Here is an 18,013-nt window from a genome sequence, read left to right on the forward strand (position 1 = left end):
GAACAGTACAGGAAATATAACTATGCGTAATTCTACCCGTGAATTGTTTGATGCGTATCTTGAGCGACAGGCTGAACTGAATCACATCAACAAGTCCCACGTAACAAAGTCGTTCAGCATTGATCCAAGCGTTGAGCAGACGCTTGAAGACAAGGTGCAGCAGTCTTCCGAAATGTTGAAGCTGATTAACATCTACGGCGTTAACGATCAGACCGGCGAAAAAATCGGTCTGGGTGTGAGCGGCCCGATTTCCAGCACCAACAATTCCACCACCGATCGCCGTCAACCTGTTTCCGTCACGGCGCTGGATTCGAACAAGTACACCTGTAATAAGGTGAACGCGGATACTTTCGCCTCTTATACGCAGCTTGATGCGTGGGCTAAATTCCCGGATTTCCAGCAGCGTCTGAGCAATCAGATCATTCAGCGTATCGCGCTTGACCGCATCATGATCGGCTTTAACGGAACCAGCTACGCGGATAAGTCAGACCGCAACGCCAACCCGCTTTTACAGGATTGTGGTATCGGCTGGCTGCAACAGTACCGCGCGAACGCGCCACAACGTGTCATGAAAGATATCACCGTGACCAGCCGCGACGATTCCAACCAGGTGATCGCTAAAGGTGATTACGGTAACTACGACTCGCTGGTTTATGACGCGGTTAACTCACTGATGGACGAGTGGTACAAAGATTCGCCCAATCTGGTGGTGATCACCGGTCGTAACCTGACGGTTAGCCGTTCGTTCCCGATCATCAACGCCGTCAGCACCAATAACCCGAACTCCGAAGCGCTGGCCGGTCAGTTGATTGCCTCGCGTAAGACGATCGGCAACCTGCCTTCGTTCATCGCGCCTTTCTTCCCCGATGGCAGCATGTTTATCACTTCGTGGGAGAACCTGTCGATTTACTGGCAGGAAGGTGCGCACCGTCGCCGCATTGTGGAAGAGCCGGAATATAACCGCGTCTCTACCTACAGTTCGTCAAATGATGCCTATGTTGTTGAAGATTACGGCTTCGGCTGTCTGATCGAAGGCATTACCGCCGCCGAGCCAGCACCGGCACCATAAATCAGCGCAGGCCAGCTAACTGCTGGCCGCTTTGGGGGCATCATGTTGACACCTGCTCAACAACATTTTAACCGCGTGATGGCTGAACGCCGCCACGCCAGCCGTGAGCCGTCGCAGCTTGAAATGACGGCCTACGAAACCATGCTTCACCGCCTGCGACTGGATAAAGCCCGTTTAAGCCGTGTCCAGTCCCAGAAGGCTAAAGCGGATTTAAAACGCGAACTGCTGCCGGACTACCAGCCGTGGATCGAAGGCGTACTTACGGCAGATTCCGGCCAGTCTGACGACGTGTTAACCACCGTCATGATCTGGTGCTGTGACTGCGGAAACATCGCCGAAGCCCTGCGCATTGGTCAGTATGTCTTGCGCCATAAGTTGCCGATGCCGGATCAGTATCGCCGCACCACTGCCACCGTACTGGTGGAAGAAATTTGCGATCCCGTCCTGGCTGCATTCAAAGCTAACCCGGCTGTTGCGCCGGTCGCCGCTGACCTGCTGGAAGCATTAAGGGGCTTAACCCTGAACGAAGATATGCCGGATGAGGTGCGCTCAAAGCTGCTTAAGGCGCTGGGGTATACGCTGCGCCTGACTGACAACGTTGAATCGCTTACCGCTGCGGTTGAATACCTGCGCCAGGCGGCAGTGTTGAATCCGAAAAAAGCAGGCGTAACCCGTGATATTGAGCTTCTGCAACGTGCGCTTAAGAAGTCCGGGCAACCTGCTGACGGTGACGGCGCAGACGGCAAGCCAGAAGCAAACAGCACCGAAACCCAGACGGCAACGCCGCCAGCCCAGCCAAAAGCGAAGCGGGAAACCAAAAAGCCCGCCGCTAAAAGCAAGCCGGCAGCGAAGAAAAGAACCACGACAGCCCGCCAGAAAGCGGTGTCATAACCGAACGTGCCCCCGCGCACCCAGGCGGCACGGCAGGCGAAAACAGGCAACGCCGTGTCTTCGTCCTGCCGTCCACCGCCTGACTTATACGGAGTAGAGATCATGAGTCTGGTAGCCACTGAGCCAGTACGGCCACCATCCGATCCAGTGCCTGATGATGGCGGCGCGAAAGTTGAAAGCCTGCCATTCTGGCCGGTCATTTCGCTGGCTGAACTACGCCGCGCGATGCGTCTTGATGGGCAGGTGACAACCGATCGCCTGATGTCGCGAACTGTGGAAGCGGTGGCCCATGTTAATGATCAGCTTTTCCTGTGGCGCCAGGTGCAGATTGATGCGGGCTATGAGTCACTGGCAGAAATTCCGGCCAGTCCGGTGAATGGCGCTTCCGTGAAGGTATGGCGCTATAAAAACGCCGTGTATTCACTCACTAAGGCGCTGTTGATTGAAGGCTACCGCGATATTGACACCACCAGTAAAGGCGAAGACCACGCGGCGGCATTGAGCACGCAGATCGATACGCTATGGCGGGATGTGCGCTGGTCAATCCGTGATATCCAGGACGAAAGCCGGGGCCTGGCGGAGTTGGTGTAATGAACGTTCAGGCGCAGCAAAACGACACGATTGACCTGCTTTGCTGGCGCTATTACGGCAGAACAGCAGGCGTTACCGAGGCGGTGCTCGATGCCAATAAGGGCATTTCCGCCGCCACTGAGTTGCAGGCCGGGCAGATTGTCTACCTGCCTGAGATCCAGCCGCCAGCCCAGCGGGAAACCGTGCAGCTATGGGATTAAGGGGGAGGGTATGCACGACACACCACCGGATTACTCGAACAAACAATGAAATGGATCGCTACTTATCTGCCGACACTGTTTGCGGCTGGTGCGGCGCTGAGTATTTCGGCGCTAATGAGCCTTTACGATGGGCAGTCTTTGCTTAAAACCGCCACCGGATCGCTGGTATGTGGGATTGTCACGCTTGCTGTGGCCGGTTCGCTGGAATATCTGGGGCTTCCGTCCAACGCAGTAACATTCGTGGGCGCCTCAATCGGATTTATGGGTGCGGATAAAGTCCGCAACAAAGTTACCGGGTTTATCGAAAACCGAATCGGAGGGATGAAAGGTGGAGATGAGCAATAACGGCATCAACATGCTGAAAGGCTTTGAAGGGTGCAGGCTGGCCGCTTATCAGGATTCTGTAGGCGTCTGGACGATCGGTTATGGATGGACTCAACCCGTCAACGGCGTGCCGGTTGGCAAGGGCATGACCATTACGCAGGAAACTGCCGATAGCCTGTTGCGTAGCGGTCTGGTGCAGTATGAAAAAGGCGTTACGGGGCTGGTTAAAGTCACTATCAATCAAAATCAGTTCGATGCGCTGGTTGATTTTGCCTACAACTTGGGCGTAAAGGCGCTGGAAGGTTCCACACTGCTGAAAAAACTGAATGCTGGCGATTTTGCCGGGGCTGCGGCTGAGTTTCCGAAATGGAATAAAGCAGGCGGCAAGGTGTTGCCGGGGCTGGTTAAGCGCCGGGAAGCCGAGCGCACGTTATTTCTGGCCTGACATTTTTAACTGTGCTGGCCGTGCGTATCGAGCGCGGTCATTTTTGACAGTGCTCCAGCACGTCCGGTAATGACAGTGCGAGCTGGCGAGAGGTTTAGAGATGGGGTTGTCACGCTGGAAAGTGATCGTTTGTCTTGTGCTGGCCACTGCTGCTGTTTGGGGTTTTAGCCACTGGCGTTACAGCGCCGGTTACGGTGATGCCGATCAGCACTGGCGTGAAGAGTGGGCGCAACGTGATACACGCGATGCCACCGCGCTGGCGAAAAGGCAGGCTGAGGCAAGGGTAGAAGAACAACGCCGACAAGGTGAAATTGATGCGATCAGAAAACAAGCCAGCCAGCAGCTTGCTGGCGTGCAGGCTGATGCCGATCGTGCCCGTGCTGCTTCTCGTGGGCTGCACGACAGGGCCGACAAACTCGCCAGGCAACTGGCAGACCGTGAACGCGCCTGCGGTGCCGGAACTCCCGGCAGAAGCGAGGCAGAAACCAGCGGCGCCGTACTGCTCGCCGACTTGTTCCGCCGCTCTGACGATCGAGCGGGGCAACTGGCAAAAGATGCTGATGAAGCAAGAGCCAGAGGATTAGCCTGTGAGGCTGCGTATGATGCGGTTAAGTCCGGGAGGGATAAGTAATGCTTAAACCCGATTTGCTGCGCCAGATGATAAGCCAGCATGTGCCCTGGCTGCGTGAGAATCCCGATAATCTGGCGGTTTACCTGCGTAAAGGCCGTATGGTCAGCACCGGCCAGCGTGCTGCTGCGTTTGAGTATCGCTATACGCTGGAAGTGCTGGTGATGGATTACCCTGAATCTCTGGATACTATCAGCGTGCCGGTGCTGGCATGGGCGCGCTTATATCAGCCTGATCTGTTGTTTAACCCGGACAGGCAGCAGAACGGCATAACATTCGAAGCCGATATCCTGAGTAACAGCACGATGGACGTGCTGATCCAGATTCAGACTGATGAAGCGGTGATAGTCACCCGTGAAGATGGCGAGATCGTCACCCGTCACCGTGCTGACCCTGCACCGGGGCCAGAAATTGGCGCGTGGTCACTGGTATTTGTTGATGAGGTCAACGGCGAAACATGGCAGGACAACAAACCGATCCCCTCTTCCAGCAGTTAGACGACTGGCTAGCCAGTGTGGCCGCGCAGCTTTCGCCGGGGCACCGTCGCAAGCTGACGCGTGACGTTGCGATCGGGCTGCGTAAGCGCCAGCAAAAGCGCATTGCCAGCCAGAAGAACCCCAGCGGTGAAAGCTATCCGGCCCGCCGCCGCAAAATCCTGCGCACCCAAGGCGGGATAAAGTTCATATGGAATGATGAGGCCAGGGAGTTACGCAACTGGCGAACCACGTGTAGGGGTGAGCATCGCGCAATCACCGGCTATGACGTGGATCGCGGTGCCCTGCGCACGTTCTATAAGCGCGATATCCAGCGCTATATTGAAATCAATCTCAACCAGTCAAAGCAAAACCGCACCAGAAAGGATCCGATGTTCCGCAAGCTGCGCACCGCACGCTTTCTTAAGGCTTACGGTACGGGCGGCATGGCAGTGGTTGGCTTTCAGGGACATACCGCCGAAATCGCCAGCGTTCACCAGTACGGTGAAGTCGATAACGTGGTGCCGGGTGCCCGTGCACGTTACCCGGTGCGTGAACTCTTGGGCATGACCGAGGGGGATTTAGACTGGCTGGCCGATACTGTTGTTGCCTTCATGCAAGAGATTTGATTGTCACCAACCCGCCACAATGGCGCCGCGTTGTTTGCGCGCGCGCGACTCATGATACTGACTGCATAACCCAAAAGCCGAAACGGTCGTAAAGCCTGCTACCGGGTGGAAGCGACGCCGGACAGCGTAACCGGCACCACGGGAAACAGTCTGCACTATGAATTTAAACGAACTCTATCGCCTTATCTGCAATCTCGCCCGCATTGGCACCGTGCTGGAAGTGGATACGGAAAAGTATCTTGCACGCGTCGAAACCGGCGAGAACAAAACCGACTGGATCCGCTGGGCAGTGCCGCGCGCCGGTGAAGCCGTGACGTGGTGGGCGCCGACAGTGGGGGAACAGGTTTATATTTTGTGCCCCTGCGGTGAGATGGAAACGGCATTCATTGCCGGAAGCCTTTACAGCGAAGACGCACCGCCGCCAGATGCTGGCGCTACCACCTGCGTGATCCTGCACCCGGACGGCGCCAGAATTTCCTATGACCCGGAGGCCAGCGCGCTGGTTGTCAGCGGGGTGAAAACGGCAAGCGTCACCGCGTCAGAATCCATTACCGCCACCGTGCCGGTGGTAACGGTCAAGGCAGACACGCGCGTTACCCTGGACACGCCGGAAGTGGTCTGCACCAACAAGCTGATCACCGCCACGCTGGAAGTGCAAAAAGGCGGGGAAATGAAGGGCAATATTACCCATTCAGGTGGATCGCTTTCGTCTAATGGTGTCGTTGTCCACTCGCACAAACATAGCGGCGTCCAGTCCGGTGGTAGTAATACAGGTGGCCCGGTATGAGTACAGTCCGTTACAGCGGCATGAATGCCGGTTCAGGCCATGCCATCACCGACAACGAGCATATAGCGCAGTCTATCGGCGACATTCTATTAACGCCGATCGGTTCCCGCGTAATGCGCCGCGCTTACGGTTCGCAGCTTTTCAACCTGATTGATCAGCCGGTCGATAACGCCATAACGAAGCTGCGCGTTATGTCTGCCATCTACAGCGCCCTGTATTTATGGGAACCGCGGATCTCTCTGACCAGTATCACCCTGAGCGCGCCGGGTGCCGGTCGGCTGGTTGCCACTATCCAGGCCAACCGCACCGACAATCAGACGCCATTTAACGCCGATATTACATTGAGGGGCCAGGCATGAGCGGCACGATCGATTTATCGCAGCTACCGCCGCCCGTGGTGGTTGAACCGCTGGACTTCGAAACGCTTTTCGCGCAGCGCAAGGCCGCGTTTATTGCGATGTACCCGGAAGACGAACAGGAAGAGATCGCCCGCACGCTTGAGCTTGAATCGGAGCCGATCACCATGCTGTTGGAAGAGAATTGCTATCGCGAATTGCTGTTGCGCCAGCGGGTGAATGAAGCAGCCCGCGCGGTGATGCTGGCTTATTCCACGGATAGCGATTTGGATAATCTGGCGGTCAATTTCAACGTTGAACGTCTGACCATTCAGGAAGAAGACGACAGCGTTACCCCGCCAATTGAAGCTGTGATGGAGTCAGACGCGGATTTACGCACGCGTACCCAGCAGGCTTTTGAAGGTCTGAGCGTGGCCGGGCCAACGGCTGCATATGAGTTTTGGGGCCGTTCGGCTGACGGGCGCGTAGCCGATATTTCGGCGGTCAGTCCTACGCCTGCCTGCGTCACCATTTCGGTACTGTCGCGCGAGGGTGACGGAACGGCCAGCGATGATCTGCTTTCCGTGGTCGCTGCCGCCCTGAACGATGAAGAGGTGCGCCCGGTGGCTGACAGGGTAACGGTACAGTCTGCGGAGATCGTGCCGTATCAGATTGATGCGACGCTTTACATCTACCCTGGGCCGGAAGCCGAACCCGTCCGGCAGGCATCGGAACAGCAGTTACAGGCGTATATTGCCGCGCAGAATCGCTTAGGGCGCGATATCCGTCTTTCTGCTATCTACGCCGCCTTGCACGTTGAAGGCGTCCAGCGCGTTGAACTGGCGCAGCCTGTTGCGGATATCGTGCTGAGTGACTACCAGGCATCGCACTGCACCGAATACACCATAACGGTGGGTGGTTACGATGAGTAATGACCTGTTACCACCCAGCGCCAGCCGAATGGAGCGAGTCGCCGCGCGCGTCTGCGCGTCGTTGGGTGAAGTGCCCGTGCCATTGCGCCAGTTGTGGAACCCGTGGACATGTCGGGCCGATCTGCTGCCCTATCTGGCGTGGGCCTTCTCCGTTGATCGCTGGGATGAGGCCTGGCCGATCAGCACGAAACGAAAGGCTGTGGCCGATGCGTTCTATCTGCATAAGTACAAAGGTACAACGGGTGCCATGCGCCGGGTTGTGGAGCCGTTCGGCTTCTTCATCCGGGTTAACGAGTGGTGGAACATTGATACCGCACCGGGCACCTTCACGCTGGATATTGGCGTGGAAGACCAGGGCATTAGTGAAGAAACCTATCAAGAGCTTGAACGCCTGATCGCCGATGTGAAGCCGTGCAGCCGTCATATGCTGGGAATGTCTCTTCACCTGCAAACAACCGGCGATCTGTATATCGGCGCGGGCAGTTATTCCGGCGATACGTTGACCGTGTACCCGTATTTCCCTGAAACCATAGCCGTGGGCGGTGATGATTACACCGGGGCGGCAATCCATTTAATTGACACCGTGGAGATCGCAAGTGGCGACTAAATATTATGCCGTGCTAACCAATGTGGGCGCGGCGAAACTGGCAAATGCCACGGCATTGGGTGCGCAGGTTGAGATCACCCAGCTGGCCGTTGGTGATGGCAATGGTGTACTGCCTACACCGAATCCGGCACAGACTGCCCTCGTACATGAGTTACGCCGCGCCCCTCTGAATATGCTGACGGTTGACCAGGCGAACGCCAGCCAGATCATTGCGGAACAGGTCATACCGGAAGACGTCGGCGGGTGGTGGATTCGTGAGATCGGCCTTTTCGATAAAGATGGCGATATGGTGGCGATTGCCAATTGCGCAGAAACCTACAAGCCTCAGTTGCAGGAGGGGAGCGGGCGAGTTCAGGTTATTCGCGTGATCCTGATTGTCAGCAGCACCGAAGCCGTTACATTGAAGATTGATCCGGCGGTTGTACTGGCAACACGCCAGTATGTCGATCAGATTGTCTCAGGGATGCTTAAAAAGTCCGAGAATGGTGCAGACATTCCTGATAAGCAGAAGTTTTTACAGAATATCGGACTTTTCAATATTGTTAATCCAACAAGCCCAAACCAGACCGTACTTTATACACCGGACATGAAAAAATGCCTGGTCATCCGTGAGGACGGGACGTGGGGGGCAAGGGTAGTCAATAACGGTCAGGTGATAGCGCTGCCTGTGAGCGCAGGTGGAACCGGAGCAACAACCGCAGAGGATGCCCAAAAAAATCTTGGTATTGATGTTCTGCTTGAAGGTAAGCAGCCGCTGAACAATGTGCTGACAGCCTTTGCCGGGCTGGTGATGCAACAGAACACCCTGCCTTACTTCACTAGTGATAAACAGGCGGCAGTGACTGCTATCAGTGAGTTTATGCGCGTGATGCTGGGGAAAGAGGATCCAGCCAGTATTGCGGCTTATCTGGGGATGGGAAGCGGTGCGCCGATGATTGGCTCTCCTTTCGCATGGCCTCTGGCGCAGATGCCGAGCGACGTGTTTGATGACATGAAAAACATGGTATTCCTGAAAGTTAATGGTGCGCCATTTGATAAAAATAAATACAGCAAGCTGGGGGTTACTTATCCATCAGGGGTGCTGCCGGATATGCGCGGTGAGTTTGTGCGCGGATGGGATGATGGGCGCGGAGTTGATGCAGGCCGCGCCCTGTTAAGCGCTCAGGGTCATGCCTATCAAAGCCACTCGCACCAATTGCTCATGAGCGCAGGTAGCGCAGGGAGCGGCCGTGTTATTGGTATTGATAGTGATTTAAATGGAACGCTCACTTACAACATTGAGCAACCAGGCGGCGGGCAAATTCAGGCGATTGCAAATTCAGGCGGAACCGAAACACGCCCACGTAACATCGCATTTAACTACATTGTGAGGGCGGCATGATGGCGAAGGCGACACTGAACAAAAACGGCATTGCCACAAAAGCCGGTGATATTACGGTGTTTAACTACGATGGTGACACGCGCGAATATCTTTCTTCATCTGTTGAATATCTGGCCGTTGGTGTTGGTATTCCCGCCCACTCATGCACTGACGCACCAGGTGATATCGGGAGTGGTTTCGCAGTTTGCCGGACGGAAGATTTTACCGCTTGGGAATACGTCGCCGATCATCGTGGTGAGACGGTATACAGCACTGAAACAGGCGATGCGATGATGGTTTCTTTGCTTGGTGATTACCCCGAGGGCACCACCACGCTGGCACCTGCGACGCCCTACGATAGGTGGAACGGTAGCGAGTGGGTAACGGATACGGAAGCGCAGCACGCTGCGGATGTGGAAGCGGCGGAGCAACAGAAAGCTGCGTTACTCCTTGAGGCGCAGGCAACGATCAGTCTTTGGCAGACGGAGCTACAGTTAGGCATTATCAGCGATGAAGATAAAGCCAGCCTGATCGCCTGGATGAACTACATCAAGGCAGTGCAGGCGGTGGACACATCTAAAGCGCCGGATATCACATGGCCGGATAAGCCGGAATAAGTTTTCATTCCGGCACGCATGGCCGGTTCTAACCGTGCTGGCCGTGCGTATCGAGTACAGTCATTTTTAACGGTGCTGTAGCACGGTCAGTTATGGCGGTGTGTTCCGGAAGACGAAGCGGGCAAAGGCCCGCTTTTCTTATATCGAAAGGTTGGTTTTCACCAGAGAGAAGAGATCATCGGTGGTGGTTTCAGCCAGCTTTTCCCGTATGTCCTCGCTTACCCGTTTCAGGTTGAGCGTGAAATCAATTTTCTTTGCCTTCCCGTCCTTAAAAAACTCCGTCCGGTTTTGCGTGATCTGCTCAATTACATACATGCCGTAGATCCTGCCTGTGCCTTCTATCAGGGGCCACGGGCGCCCGGAAAAAGCCATAGTTTCCAGCATGACAAGCGACACATCACCGCCGCTTATTTCGGGGTACAGCGTGCCGCTGAGTACGAAAGGTTCTTCATCTGCGCCGATGAACTGATAGCGCGGGGATTTCCCCACGCGATCGTTTTTGACGTGCCGCCAGGAGTTGGTTTTATTCGCACTCTGGTAAGGCGTGGTTTGCAGTGAAAAGGGGAACATCCCCAGAATCATCATCATGATATTGCCCTTAGACGTGATCAGTCAGTTGGGAACGCTTGCGCCGGTCGGCTTGCTGCTTCGCTAACGCAAGTTCTTCGCGCACGCGCCTGATAATGGTTTCTTCATCCAGTTTCTGGCCGCTAAAGTCGAAGTTAAGGTTATATACATCGCCGCCAGGCGCAGGCATGAGCGCAGCTACGGAAGCCGCAGACGGCGACGCCGAAACGGGCACCCGTGCGGCGGGCTTCTCAACCTGCCACGGCGTAACGGAGGCGATCAGCGATCCGGCCTGCTGCGTCACCCAATCGGTAAGGGATGGTAGCTGGCGCTGCGCCTGCTTAAGCGGTTCCGAATATCCGCCCCGGATCGGGATATAGGGCTGCTTATTCTTGAATACGATTTCGCCGGGCCCGTCTTTCTTCTCCGTGGTATTGGTGGCGATCTTGTCCAGGCTGTTGCTCATCTTCGGCACGATATTGGCCGGGCCTTTGAGCGAGTTAATCAGGTTGTCCTGTTTCTTCTGCTCGTCGGTTTTCTTTTTCTCTTCGGCTTTTTTACTTTCCTTAGTTATTGCCTGCACGTCACCAGCAAAGGTAGTGAATCGGTCTGCCAGATTGTTGACCGCTTCCGGCGTCATTTGCTGCGCAACCTGCTGCGCTGCTTTCGCTGCGTCGGGAATGGCACCCAGCTTTTCCAGAATCCAGCCCAGCCCTTTGGCTACGCCCTGAATGGGGAGCGTCAGTGCGCTGATTGCAGCCCCTACCACCTTGCCGAATGTTTCCCCCGCGCTGGTGCAGGATGCCAGCGCTTCGCTGGAAAACTGGATCGGTTCCAGCAGTTTGGTAAACCATTCCCAGACGCGACTAATCGCGTTGCCGATACTGTCAAAAATCGGGGCCAGCGGTGCAAATACGGCGTTAAATGCCTGCGTGATTGGTTGAAGTCCAGCCATCAGGCCGGTAAAGAACCCGCTGAAAAATGCCTGTATCGGTTCCCAGAATTTTATGATAGCTATCGCTGCGCCAGCGATCAGGGCTACCAGCCCAATGATTGGCAGGGATATTCCGCCAATAATTCCGGCTATCGGACCAAAGCAGGTAGTGAATGCGGTAGAAAGCCAGGTGAGCAACCCACCCAACATAGGTAGTTTTGCCGCCAGTCCGGCAATACCATCTTCGCCTAACAGGGATCCGAGTGGCGAATTTACTAACCACTGCATTGCTGAACCTACGCCGGGTATTTTTTCCAGCAGGCCGCTTAGCCCATCCTCTCCCAATAGCTCCTTAAGTGGTGAATCAACCAGCCATTTCAGTGCGCCCCCTACAACGGGTATTTTCCCCAGCAGCCCGCCTAATGCATCAGATTCTGGATCTTCTTCTGTCTCGTTTTTAAACAGTTTGAACTGTAGGCGCAATAATGCTATTGGCCCAAGAATGGCGCCGACAGCCATCATTAATGGCCCGATAACGGTCAGCGCTGCCCCTACTGCGGCAACAACTTTCATTATCGTTGCGGTTAATTGGGGGTTTTCTTTTATCCAGATGCGAATACTCTGCATTACTTTTGTAACGCCTTCCAGAAGTGGAATAAGTGGCTCACGTAAGGATTCCCCTAGTGTTGCCAGCGTATTTATTGCGCTGGTTTTTGCCATCGCCCAACGCGCAGAAATTGAGTTCAGATTTATGTCCGATTCCCGCTGCATGGAACCTTTAGCGGCAGCACCCTGTGTTAGCTCTATCTGGCGGCGCAGTTCGGGCAGGTTATTGGCAAGTTTCCGCGCATCATCTCCGAACTCTTTGCCGAAGATTTGGGTAAGAGTGGCGACTTGGTTATCGCCCAGCTTTTGGGAGGCTTCCAGCACTGAAATGATTGTGCCCATCGCGTCCACTGACATGCTCTTCTGGACTTTTTCGGCGCTGAGGCCGAGGGCGTCCAGACCCTGCATAAAGTTTTTGCCCTGAACCGTAGCGATTGAAAGTTCGCGCACCATTGCATTGGTGGCGCTGGCGGCAACTTCCGCAGGGGTGCCGAGCGTCAGAAAGGTGGAACCCAGCGCGGCGGCTTGCTTGTAATCCAGTTGGCTGGCAAGCCCGCCAACGCGCTGGAGCACGTCGATAATATCGGAGCCTTTCGACTTCGCGTTATCGTCCAGGTAGTTTATGGCGTCGCCCAACTGTTCAATATTTTGGGTAGGGATTTTATACAGCCCGGCAATTTTACCCAGGCTTTCAGAAAGCTGATCGGCGGGCAGTTCAAAGGCTACCGACGCCTTTGCCGCCATGCTGGCAAAAGCCAGTAGATCGGCTTTTTGCTTTTGCCACGGATCATCGCTGTTTGCGACGCCCATACGCGCGCCGCCTTCGACCAGGGCGGCATAGTCAACAGCACCGTTAGCCATTGGCAGCTTTTCGCTGGCATCCATGATCGCCCGCTGCATTTCTTCATATTGCGGGGTGCGGTTGCCGCTGTCGTCACGCAAGCCGTTTACCTGTTTGGCTACGCCCTTCATCGCGTCTTCAAGACTGCTGTAGGATTTCACCGCAGCGGCGACAGGTGCGAGGGTTGCCGCACCCACGGCGGCGGTTTTCATCCCCCCGCTCATCATCTTTTCGCCGGTTTCTTTGGCACGGCTGTAACGGGCCTGCGCCTGGTTAACAGCGTCAAGCCGTCGCTGCTGTTCGGCAAGCTGGCGGTTGTATTGCGCGGTGCGCTGGTTGATCTGTTCCGTCGCCCGGCTGGCGCTGCTGATCGCAATGCCTTCGCTGTAGAAGCTGGCGCGCAACTGGTTAAGCTGCGTCTGCTCGCCTTTCTGCTGCTGGGTTAACTGGCGAATGGCTGCACGTTGCTGATTGAGGGCGGCAACCTGTTCGGCGCTGCGCTGGCGTAACGGGCCATAAGCCGCCGCCATTTGCCGGGCCTGTTCTTTCGCCTGGGCCAGTTGTTCGGTGGTTTTTTTATTGGCTGCGGTGAGGCGGTCAAAGCTGGTTGCCTGACGCTCAAGCCCTTTAATGCTGGTTTTGGTCTGGTTGATTTGAGACGCCAACGCGGCGGCACTCTGGCGCGCCGCGTTGACAGGGCGGGACATATTATTCAGGGCGCTGAATGCCACCCTGATATTTAAATTGCGGTCTGCCATTTAGTGATCTCCACCACTGCGCGCAGCCGCCTGATCACGCCATAACAGTATTTCCTGTACCGTCATGGCGTCCATCTCTACCGGCCGCCAGTGGAATATGACGGCGATATCTGCCATCAGGTCTTCTATGCGTTCGCAGGGGCATCGGATGATTCGTTGCCCGTATCCGTCGCGGTCAGATCCGAAGAGGGTTGCAAAAAATCAACCACCGCGTTGGCTAGCTGGCAAAAATCCCAGGTATCCATACGGGCAATCTCATCGGCGGTTAGTGCCGGAGCGGTAACGCGGGGCAGCAGAATAACCAGCGCGTCATAGTTGGACGTCAGCACGTCATAGGCTTTTAAGCCGCGCAGTGATCCAGCCTGTTTAAGCACGGAAGTGATCGCCACTTCGGTGATTTTGGTCTTACCGCGCGTAATAGGGGCGGTAAGAATAACGGTGTTTTCTTTGGTCTTGCTCATGGTGCCGGGTTTCCTTATAAGCCGATGTTAGCGCGGTGTTTTTCCAGCACATCCACACCGGCAACTTTGTAGATCATGTTGAGCACATCAATTTCGATAATTTCTTCGCTATTGATGGTCAGCTTGTAATAGGTGTTTTTCAGGGTGTACTTATGCGAAGTATCATCCCCTACCTTTGCCGAACCGGGATCCAGTTCAGTGAAGCGGCCACGCGTCTGGATTTCGCACGGTACGGCGTCGCCGGTCGCATCGTCCTGGTAAGAGCCAGCAAAGCGCACCTGCATTCCGTCCGCAGTGGTAACGCCCCATTTTTTCATTAGCCCAGCATCCATGCCGCCCAGCGTAATATCCATATCCAGGGCGCCAGCGTCGAAGCCCAGATCCACCGCAACCGAACCCGGCATACCGCCCGCCTGGTAGTCTTCGGTTTTTTTGGTGAGTTTGGCGGGGGTGATTTCCGGCACCATGCCGAAGTAGTTATCCCCGTCAAAGAACATATTGAAATATTTGAGTTTCTTAGGCAGTGCCATAAGCGCCCCCGGTTAGTTATTCACTGCGCTGGAAAACGTAGCGAAATATTCGTCGGTGAACTCCTGTACCAGGCTGAGATTTTCCAGCGGTGGAACAGGAGTGTAGTTGTACTTAATGGTCAGTTGACCATTGCGCAGGGTTTCCGAGGTATTCGGTTCCGGGTCATACCAGCAGCGGGCGCCCAGCAGCTTGCCAGCCGTCACGTATGAGGTCAGCTTCTTATTGATGCCGTCCACAATGTCCTTTACCAGCGACGGGGTAAGCGGTTTATCAACATAGGCGAAATGGGCTTCGGCGACGGTATCCGCAACGATCTGCGCGGTTCGGGTATAGCTTTCGAAGATATACGTTTCCGCGTCGCAGGTGCGCGATCCCCAGATGCGGTAGCCGTCCTGCTTGATCAGCGTGGTAACGCCTGCTGCGTTCAGTTCGTCGGCGTCGGTATCGGTGCCCTGCAACGTGAAATAGATATCCCGATCCATCCCCAGCACGTTATTAACGGGCACGTTGGAAATGGTTTTATGCCAGCCCTGCGTTGCGTCGATTTTGGCGCGCATCCCAACAGCATGGGCACCCACGGGCACGGTAGCATTCGCCCCGGCGTTGGTGTCGTAGCAGATGAAATTAGGCCAGATAACCATCATTTCACGCTGGGAGAACTGTTCGCGGTATTCCTTCACTTCGGCGATGGTGTTGCAGCCGTTCGCTGCCACGTAAGCAAACGCGCGCAGCTTTTCGGCAATGACGCCGAGTTGTGCGGCCACCGCTTCCGTATCAAGACCGGGAACAGCCAGCACACGCGGGCGCACGCCTACGCGCATTTCGGCAGACAGCAGCGCATACATGCCGGTAAAGCGTCCGTTTGCATCCGTGCCGCCAATAACCAGTTGATCCTGTGTCTGTGCGGTTCCGCCTTCTGGCGGTTCGATATTTGCAGCATCAGCAACGCGGATCACAATAGTTTGCGGGCTGGTCTGGTCTGAAATCGCTTTCAGGGTGGTAAACAGGGTGCCGGTTTTACCTGCCTTGCCCAGCATGTTAGCCACGCGGGTGATCAGTACAGGGGTATCCAGCGGGAACGCTGTTTCGTCCGCATCATCAGCGGTGCAGACAACGCCGATCACCGCCGAATCAATGTCGGTGATCATCGTGCTAAGGTCGGTGGTTTCCGTGACGGTTACACCGCGATGGTAGTTAGTGGCCATGTATTTGCCTCGCCAGTTTAATGACTGCGAATATCATTGCGGCAATGGCAGGCCGATGCGATGAATAAGGGTTGTCAGCAACCTGCAACAATGACGGGGCGTTGTTCATGCGCGCGCGCGTGGCGACGATGTACCCCATCATGATGAAGGGGTTGATATGGACACGACAGAAAACCGATATTCGCCGCGCCCGGCGTTCAGTATTGAAATTGAAGGTAATCAGCTTACGGCGCTGGATAACCGGCTGATCTCTCTTTCCCTGACAGATAACCGGGGCTTTGAAGCGGACACGCTGGATCTGACTCTGGATGATGCAGACGGGCAGGTAGCATTACCACCACGCGGCGCAAAGATATCGGTGGCGCTGGGCTGGGATAATGATCCATTGGTTTTTAAGGGCGTCTATACGGTTGACGAGATTGGACACGCTGGCCCGCCTGACCAGCTAACGATCAGTGCCAGAAGCGCAGATTTCCGCGATACCTTCAACGTGAAGAGGGAATATAGCTGGCACGATATTACCGTGGGGGATGTGGTCGCCAGCATTGCCAGCCGCTACGATCTGCGTGCGGGCGTCAGCGAAGAACTGGCGAAGATTGAGATAGACCACGCCGATCAGACGAGTGAATCAGATATCAGTTTCTTAACGCGCATGGCCGAAATGCTGGGCGCGGTGGCAACCATTAAAAACGGTATGCTTCTGTTTATCACGCCAGGTAAGGGAGTGACGCAGAGCGGCAAGCCGCTGCCGGTGATCGAGATAGTCCGGTCAAGCGGTGATAAACATCGCTTTAACGTAGCTGACCGCGACGCGTACACGGGCGTAACTGCATACTGGCTTGATCTCAACTTTGGTAAAAAACCATCCACTACCGTGAAGAAAACAACCCGCAGGCGACGAACCAGCCAGGCCAAAAAGAAAGAGCCTGCATCCAGCAAAAAAGAGGGTGATTATCTGGCCGGGGCCGAAGGTAACGTTTTTGTTATCCGTAAAACCTTCAAGACGGAAAAGGCGGCAAAGCGTGCCGCTGCGGCTAAGTGGCGGGAGTTACAACGCGGGGCGGCGACGTTCAGCATCACCCTGGCGCGTGGCCGCGCGGATTTGTACCCGGAACAGCCTGCCAGCGTCTACGGTTTTAAGTCCACGATCGACAGTGGGAACTGGACGATAACGCGGTGCGTTCACGATATTGGCGGGGGAGGGTTTACCACGTCGCTGGAACTGGAAGTAAAAATCGACGACTGGACAGCGGAGAGTGACGATTCAACGTCTTAAGCGTTATACTTGCGTTGATATTAACCAGTCCTGAAAGGAGGCCCGCGTATGGCAATGCGCTGTCCTCGCTGCCGTGCAATAGCAAAAACCAGAACCAGCGTTGAGCTGAGTTTGCTTGTACGGCGCAGCTATCACCAGTGTCAAAATATGTTGTGCGGGTACTGTTTCACCAGCATGACGGAAATAGACGGTTCACTAAATCAGACCCAGCCAGCGCCAGGCGCGATGGTGCCACAAGAAGCTTTTCCACGAAGTCACCACGGCGAAGATCAGTTATCGCTGGCACTGTAAAATAACCCGCCTTCGTGGCGGGTTTCTTATGTCTGCTGCCCCTGATATTATTTTTTCAGTTTTCACGATGGTGCTTAAAAGGTAGGGATATGAAAAAGTTAATCATGGTACTTGCGCTATTTAGCCTTGTTGGATGTAAGCCCGGTGCTGATAAAGCTGTTGAGCTGGGGCAGAAGGAAGTTGCTTCAAGTATGCGCGATCCTGATAGTGCGAAATTCAGGTATGTGCGTTTCGTTCAGAAAGATGAAGCTGCCGATGGTGCTGTTGTCGGTTATGTCTGTGGGCAGGTCAATGCCAAAAATGCGTTTGGTGCGTATGCCGGTTTTGCACCTTTTGAAATGGAAGTGTCGATGAAATCGAAGGGCTTCTTCTCAAAAGGAGTAACTTACTCTGTATTTAACAAGCAACTGTATTCAGAACCGGGACAGGTAAACATGGCCGAATATGCGAAGAAGTGCGGCCCTGATCAATAGGTTACGATTTAGACAAGTGTTTGAAGAGGCCGGGCAGAAGCCCGGCTTTTTTATGTCGAAGTGTAGTCAAAATGTAGACGAAGATTAGAATAAATCCTTTTATTCCATTGTGTTACTGGCGGGATTTCTTCACCATCCCTGTCTTCCCCCACATGATGTGGGGGTTTTTTTTGCCCCACATT

The 18,013-nt window shown here is 55.0% G+C and carries 24 protein-coding genes; 18 read left to right on the forward strand and 6 right to left on the reverse strand.

From position 1 onward, the window contains the following. Positions 1-22 precede the first annotated feature (22 nt). The 15 genes from LLF79_RS21370 (at position 23) to LLF79_RS21440 (ending at position 9,888) form a co-directional block, all read left to right on the forward strand. Complete coding sequence (locus LLF79_RS21370) at positions 23-1,069, forward strand: phage major capsid protein, P2 family (RefSeq protein WP_227880383.1); 1,047 nt, start codon at positions 23-25, stop codon at positions 1,067-1,069. Between the two features lie 42 nt (positions 1,070-1,111). After that, positions 1,112-1,960, forward strand: coding sequence for a phage terminase small subunit (gpM, locus tag LLF79_RS21375; RefSeq protein WP_148501965.1), 849 nt, complete (start codon positions 1,112-1,114; stop codon positions 1,958-1,960). 102 nt (positions 1,961-2,062) lie between these two features. Further along, a complete protein-coding gene (locus LLF79_RS21380) occupies positions 2,063-2,551 on the forward strand; it encodes a head completion/stabilization protein (RefSeq protein WP_087855252.1) in 489 nt (162 codons plus the stop codon). Further along, entirely contained in the window at positions 2,551-2,751 is a 201-nt protein-coding gene (locus tag LLF79_RS21385; RefSeq protein WP_148501964.1) for a tail protein X, read from the forward strand. The genes LLF79_RS21380 and LLF79_RS21385 overlap by 1 nt, the downstream gene beginning before the upstream one ends. 45 nt (positions 2,752-2,796) lie before the next feature. Then, complete coding sequence (locus LLF79_RS21390; RefSeq protein ID WP_111986373.1) at positions 2,797-3,096, forward strand: phage holin, lambda family; 300 nt, start codon at positions 2,797-2,799, stop codon at positions 3,094-3,096. Beyond that, positions 3,080-3,520 (forward strand): lysozyme, encoded by a 441-nt coding sequence (locus tag LLF79_RS21395; RefSeq protein ID WP_129345690.1) that lies wholly within the window; start codon positions 3,080-3,082, stop codon positions 3,518-3,520. The genes LLF79_RS21390 and LLF79_RS21395 overlap by 17 nt, the downstream gene beginning before the upstream one ends. A gap of 100 nt (positions 3,521-3,620) precedes the next feature. Beyond that, the gene (locus tag LLF79_RS21400; RefSeq protein WP_227880384.1) at positions 3,621-4,151 is read left to right on the forward strand and encodes a DUF2514 family protein; all 531 of its coding nucleotides are present in this window, start codon (positions 3,621-3,623) and stop codon (positions 4,149-4,151) included. After that, positions 4,151-4,645: a phage tail protein gene (locus LLF79_RS21405; protein WP_227880385.1), complete on the forward strand. Its 495-nt coding sequence runs from the start codon at positions 4,151-4,153 to the stop codon at positions 4,643-4,645. Before LLF79_RS21400 ends, LLF79_RS21405 begins: the two co-directional genes overlap by 1 nt. Continuing rightward, a complete protein-coding gene (locus tag LLF79_RS21410; RefSeq protein WP_227880387.1) occupies positions 4,606-5,250 on the forward strand; it encodes a phage virion morphogenesis protein in 645 nt (214 codons plus the stop codon). Before LLF79_RS21405 ends, LLF79_RS21410 begins: the two co-directional genes overlap by 40 nt. Positions 5,251-5,407: 157 nt before the next feature. After that, entirely contained in the window at positions 5,408-6,037 is a 630-nt protein-coding gene (locus LLF79_RS21415) for a phage baseplate assembly protein V (protein WP_032654144.1), read from the forward strand. Further along, complete coding sequence (locus tag LLF79_RS21420; protein WP_000108898.1) at positions 6,034-6,396, forward strand: GPW/gp25 family protein; 363 nt, start codon at positions 6,034-6,036, stop codon at positions 6,394-6,396. Before LLF79_RS21415 ends, LLF79_RS21420 begins: the two co-directional genes overlap by 4 nt. After that, positions 6,393-7,304, forward strand: coding sequence for a baseplate assembly protein (locus LLF79_RS21425; RefSeq protein ID WP_029404344.1), 912 nt, complete (start codon positions 6,393-6,395; stop codon positions 7,302-7,304). Before LLF79_RS21420 ends, LLF79_RS21425 begins: the two co-directional genes overlap by 4 nt. Next, positions 7,297-7,911, forward strand: a complete 615-nt coding sequence (locus LLF79_RS21430) for a phage tail protein I (RefSeq protein ID WP_000063889.1) — start codon at positions 7,297-7,299, stop codon at positions 7,909-7,911. The genes LLF79_RS21425 and LLF79_RS21430 overlap by 8 nt, the downstream gene beginning before the upstream one ends. Beyond that, complete coding sequence (locus tag LLF79_RS21435) at positions 7,901-9,292, forward strand: phage tail protein (protein WP_227880388.1); 1,392 nt, start codon at positions 7,901-7,903, stop codon at positions 9,290-9,292. The genes LLF79_RS21430 and LLF79_RS21435 overlap by 11 nt, the downstream gene beginning before the upstream one ends. Further along, positions 9,292-9,888 carry a tail fiber assembly protein gene (locus LLF79_RS21440; protein ID WP_227880412.1) on the forward strand — a complete coding sequence of 199 codons (597 nt, stop codon included), beginning with the start codon at positions 9,292-9,294 and terminating at the stop codon, positions 9,886-9,888. Before LLF79_RS21435 ends, LLF79_RS21440 begins: the two co-directional genes overlap by 1 nt. 138 nt (positions 9,889-10,026) lie before the next feature. Here the strand turns inward: LLF79_RS21440 and LLF79_RS21445 are convergent, their stop codons facing one another. The 6 genes from LLF79_RS21445 to LLF79_RS21470 are packed head-to-tail and all read right to left on the reverse strand — an operon-like array spanning position 10,027 to position 15,791. Continuing rightward, a complete protein-coding gene (locus tag LLF79_RS21445) occupies positions 10,027-10,476 on the reverse strand; it encodes a phage tail protein (protein WP_000979934.1) in 450 nt (149 codons plus the stop codon). Positions 10,477-10,486: 10 nt separating this feature from the next. Further along, positions 10,487-13,594 carry a phage tail tape measure protein gene (locus tag LLF79_RS21450; RefSeq protein ID WP_227880392.1) on the reverse strand — a complete coding sequence of 1,036 codons (3,108 nt, stop codon included), beginning with the start codon at positions 13,592-13,594 and terminating at the stop codon, positions 10,487-10,489. Next, a complete protein-coding gene (locus tag LLF79_RS26985; RefSeq protein ID WP_000763324.1) occupies positions 13,595-13,711 on the reverse strand; it encodes a GpE family phage tail protein in 117 nt (38 codons plus the stop codon). Positions 13,712-13,719: 8 nt separating this feature from the next. Beyond that, a complete protein-coding gene (locus LLF79_RS21460) occupies positions 13,720-14,055 on the reverse strand; it encodes a hypothetical protein (RefSeq protein WP_000047593.1) in 336 nt (111 codons plus the stop codon). Between the two features lie 14 nt (positions 14,056-14,069). Further along, the gene (locus LLF79_RS21465; protein WP_001207579.1) at positions 14,070-14,585 is read right to left on the reverse strand and encodes a phage major tail tube protein; all 516 of its coding nucleotides are present in this window, start codon (positions 14,583-14,585) and stop codon (positions 14,070-14,072) included. Positions 14,586-14,597: 12 nt separating this feature from the next. Next, positions 14,598-15,791 carry a phage tail sheath subtilisin-like domain-containing protein gene (locus tag LLF79_RS21470; RefSeq protein WP_181542034.1) on the reverse strand — a complete coding sequence of 398 codons (1,194 nt, stop codon included), beginning with the start codon at positions 15,789-15,791 and terminating at the stop codon, positions 14,598-14,600. Positions 15,792-15,948: 157 nt separating this feature from the next. Here LLF79_RS21470 and LLF79_RS21475 point away from each other — a divergent pair, with 157 nt between their 5' ends. The 3 genes from LLF79_RS21475 (at position 15,949) to LLF79_RS21485 (ending at position 17,831) form a co-directional block, all read left to right on the forward strand. Next, positions 15,949-17,067 (forward strand): phage late control D family protein, encoded by a 1,119-nt coding sequence (locus LLF79_RS21475; RefSeq protein WP_180556487.1) that lies wholly within the window; start codon positions 15,949-15,951, stop codon positions 17,065-17,067. Positions 17,068-17,121: 54 nt separating this feature from the next. Continuing rightward, positions 17,122-17,358: an ogr/Delta-like zinc finger family protein gene (locus LLF79_RS21480; protein ID WP_223814694.1), complete on the forward strand. Its 237-nt coding sequence runs from the start codon at positions 17,122-17,124 to the stop codon at positions 17,356-17,358. An 89-nt stretch (positions 17,359-17,447) separates the two neighbouring features. Continuing rightward, entirely contained in the window at positions 17,448-17,831 is a 384-nt protein-coding gene (locus LLF79_RS21485; RefSeq protein WP_048275569.1) for a hypothetical protein, read from the forward strand. The last annotated feature ends 182 nt before the right edge of the window (positions 17,832-18,013 follow it).

The sequence above is a fragment of the Enterobacter cloacae complex sp. 2021EL-01169 genome (assembly GCF_020733125.1).
GTDB classification, from domain to species: domain Bacteria; phylum Pseudomonadota; class Gammaproteobacteria; order Enterobacterales; family Enterobacteriaceae; genus Enterobacter; species Enterobacter roggenkampii.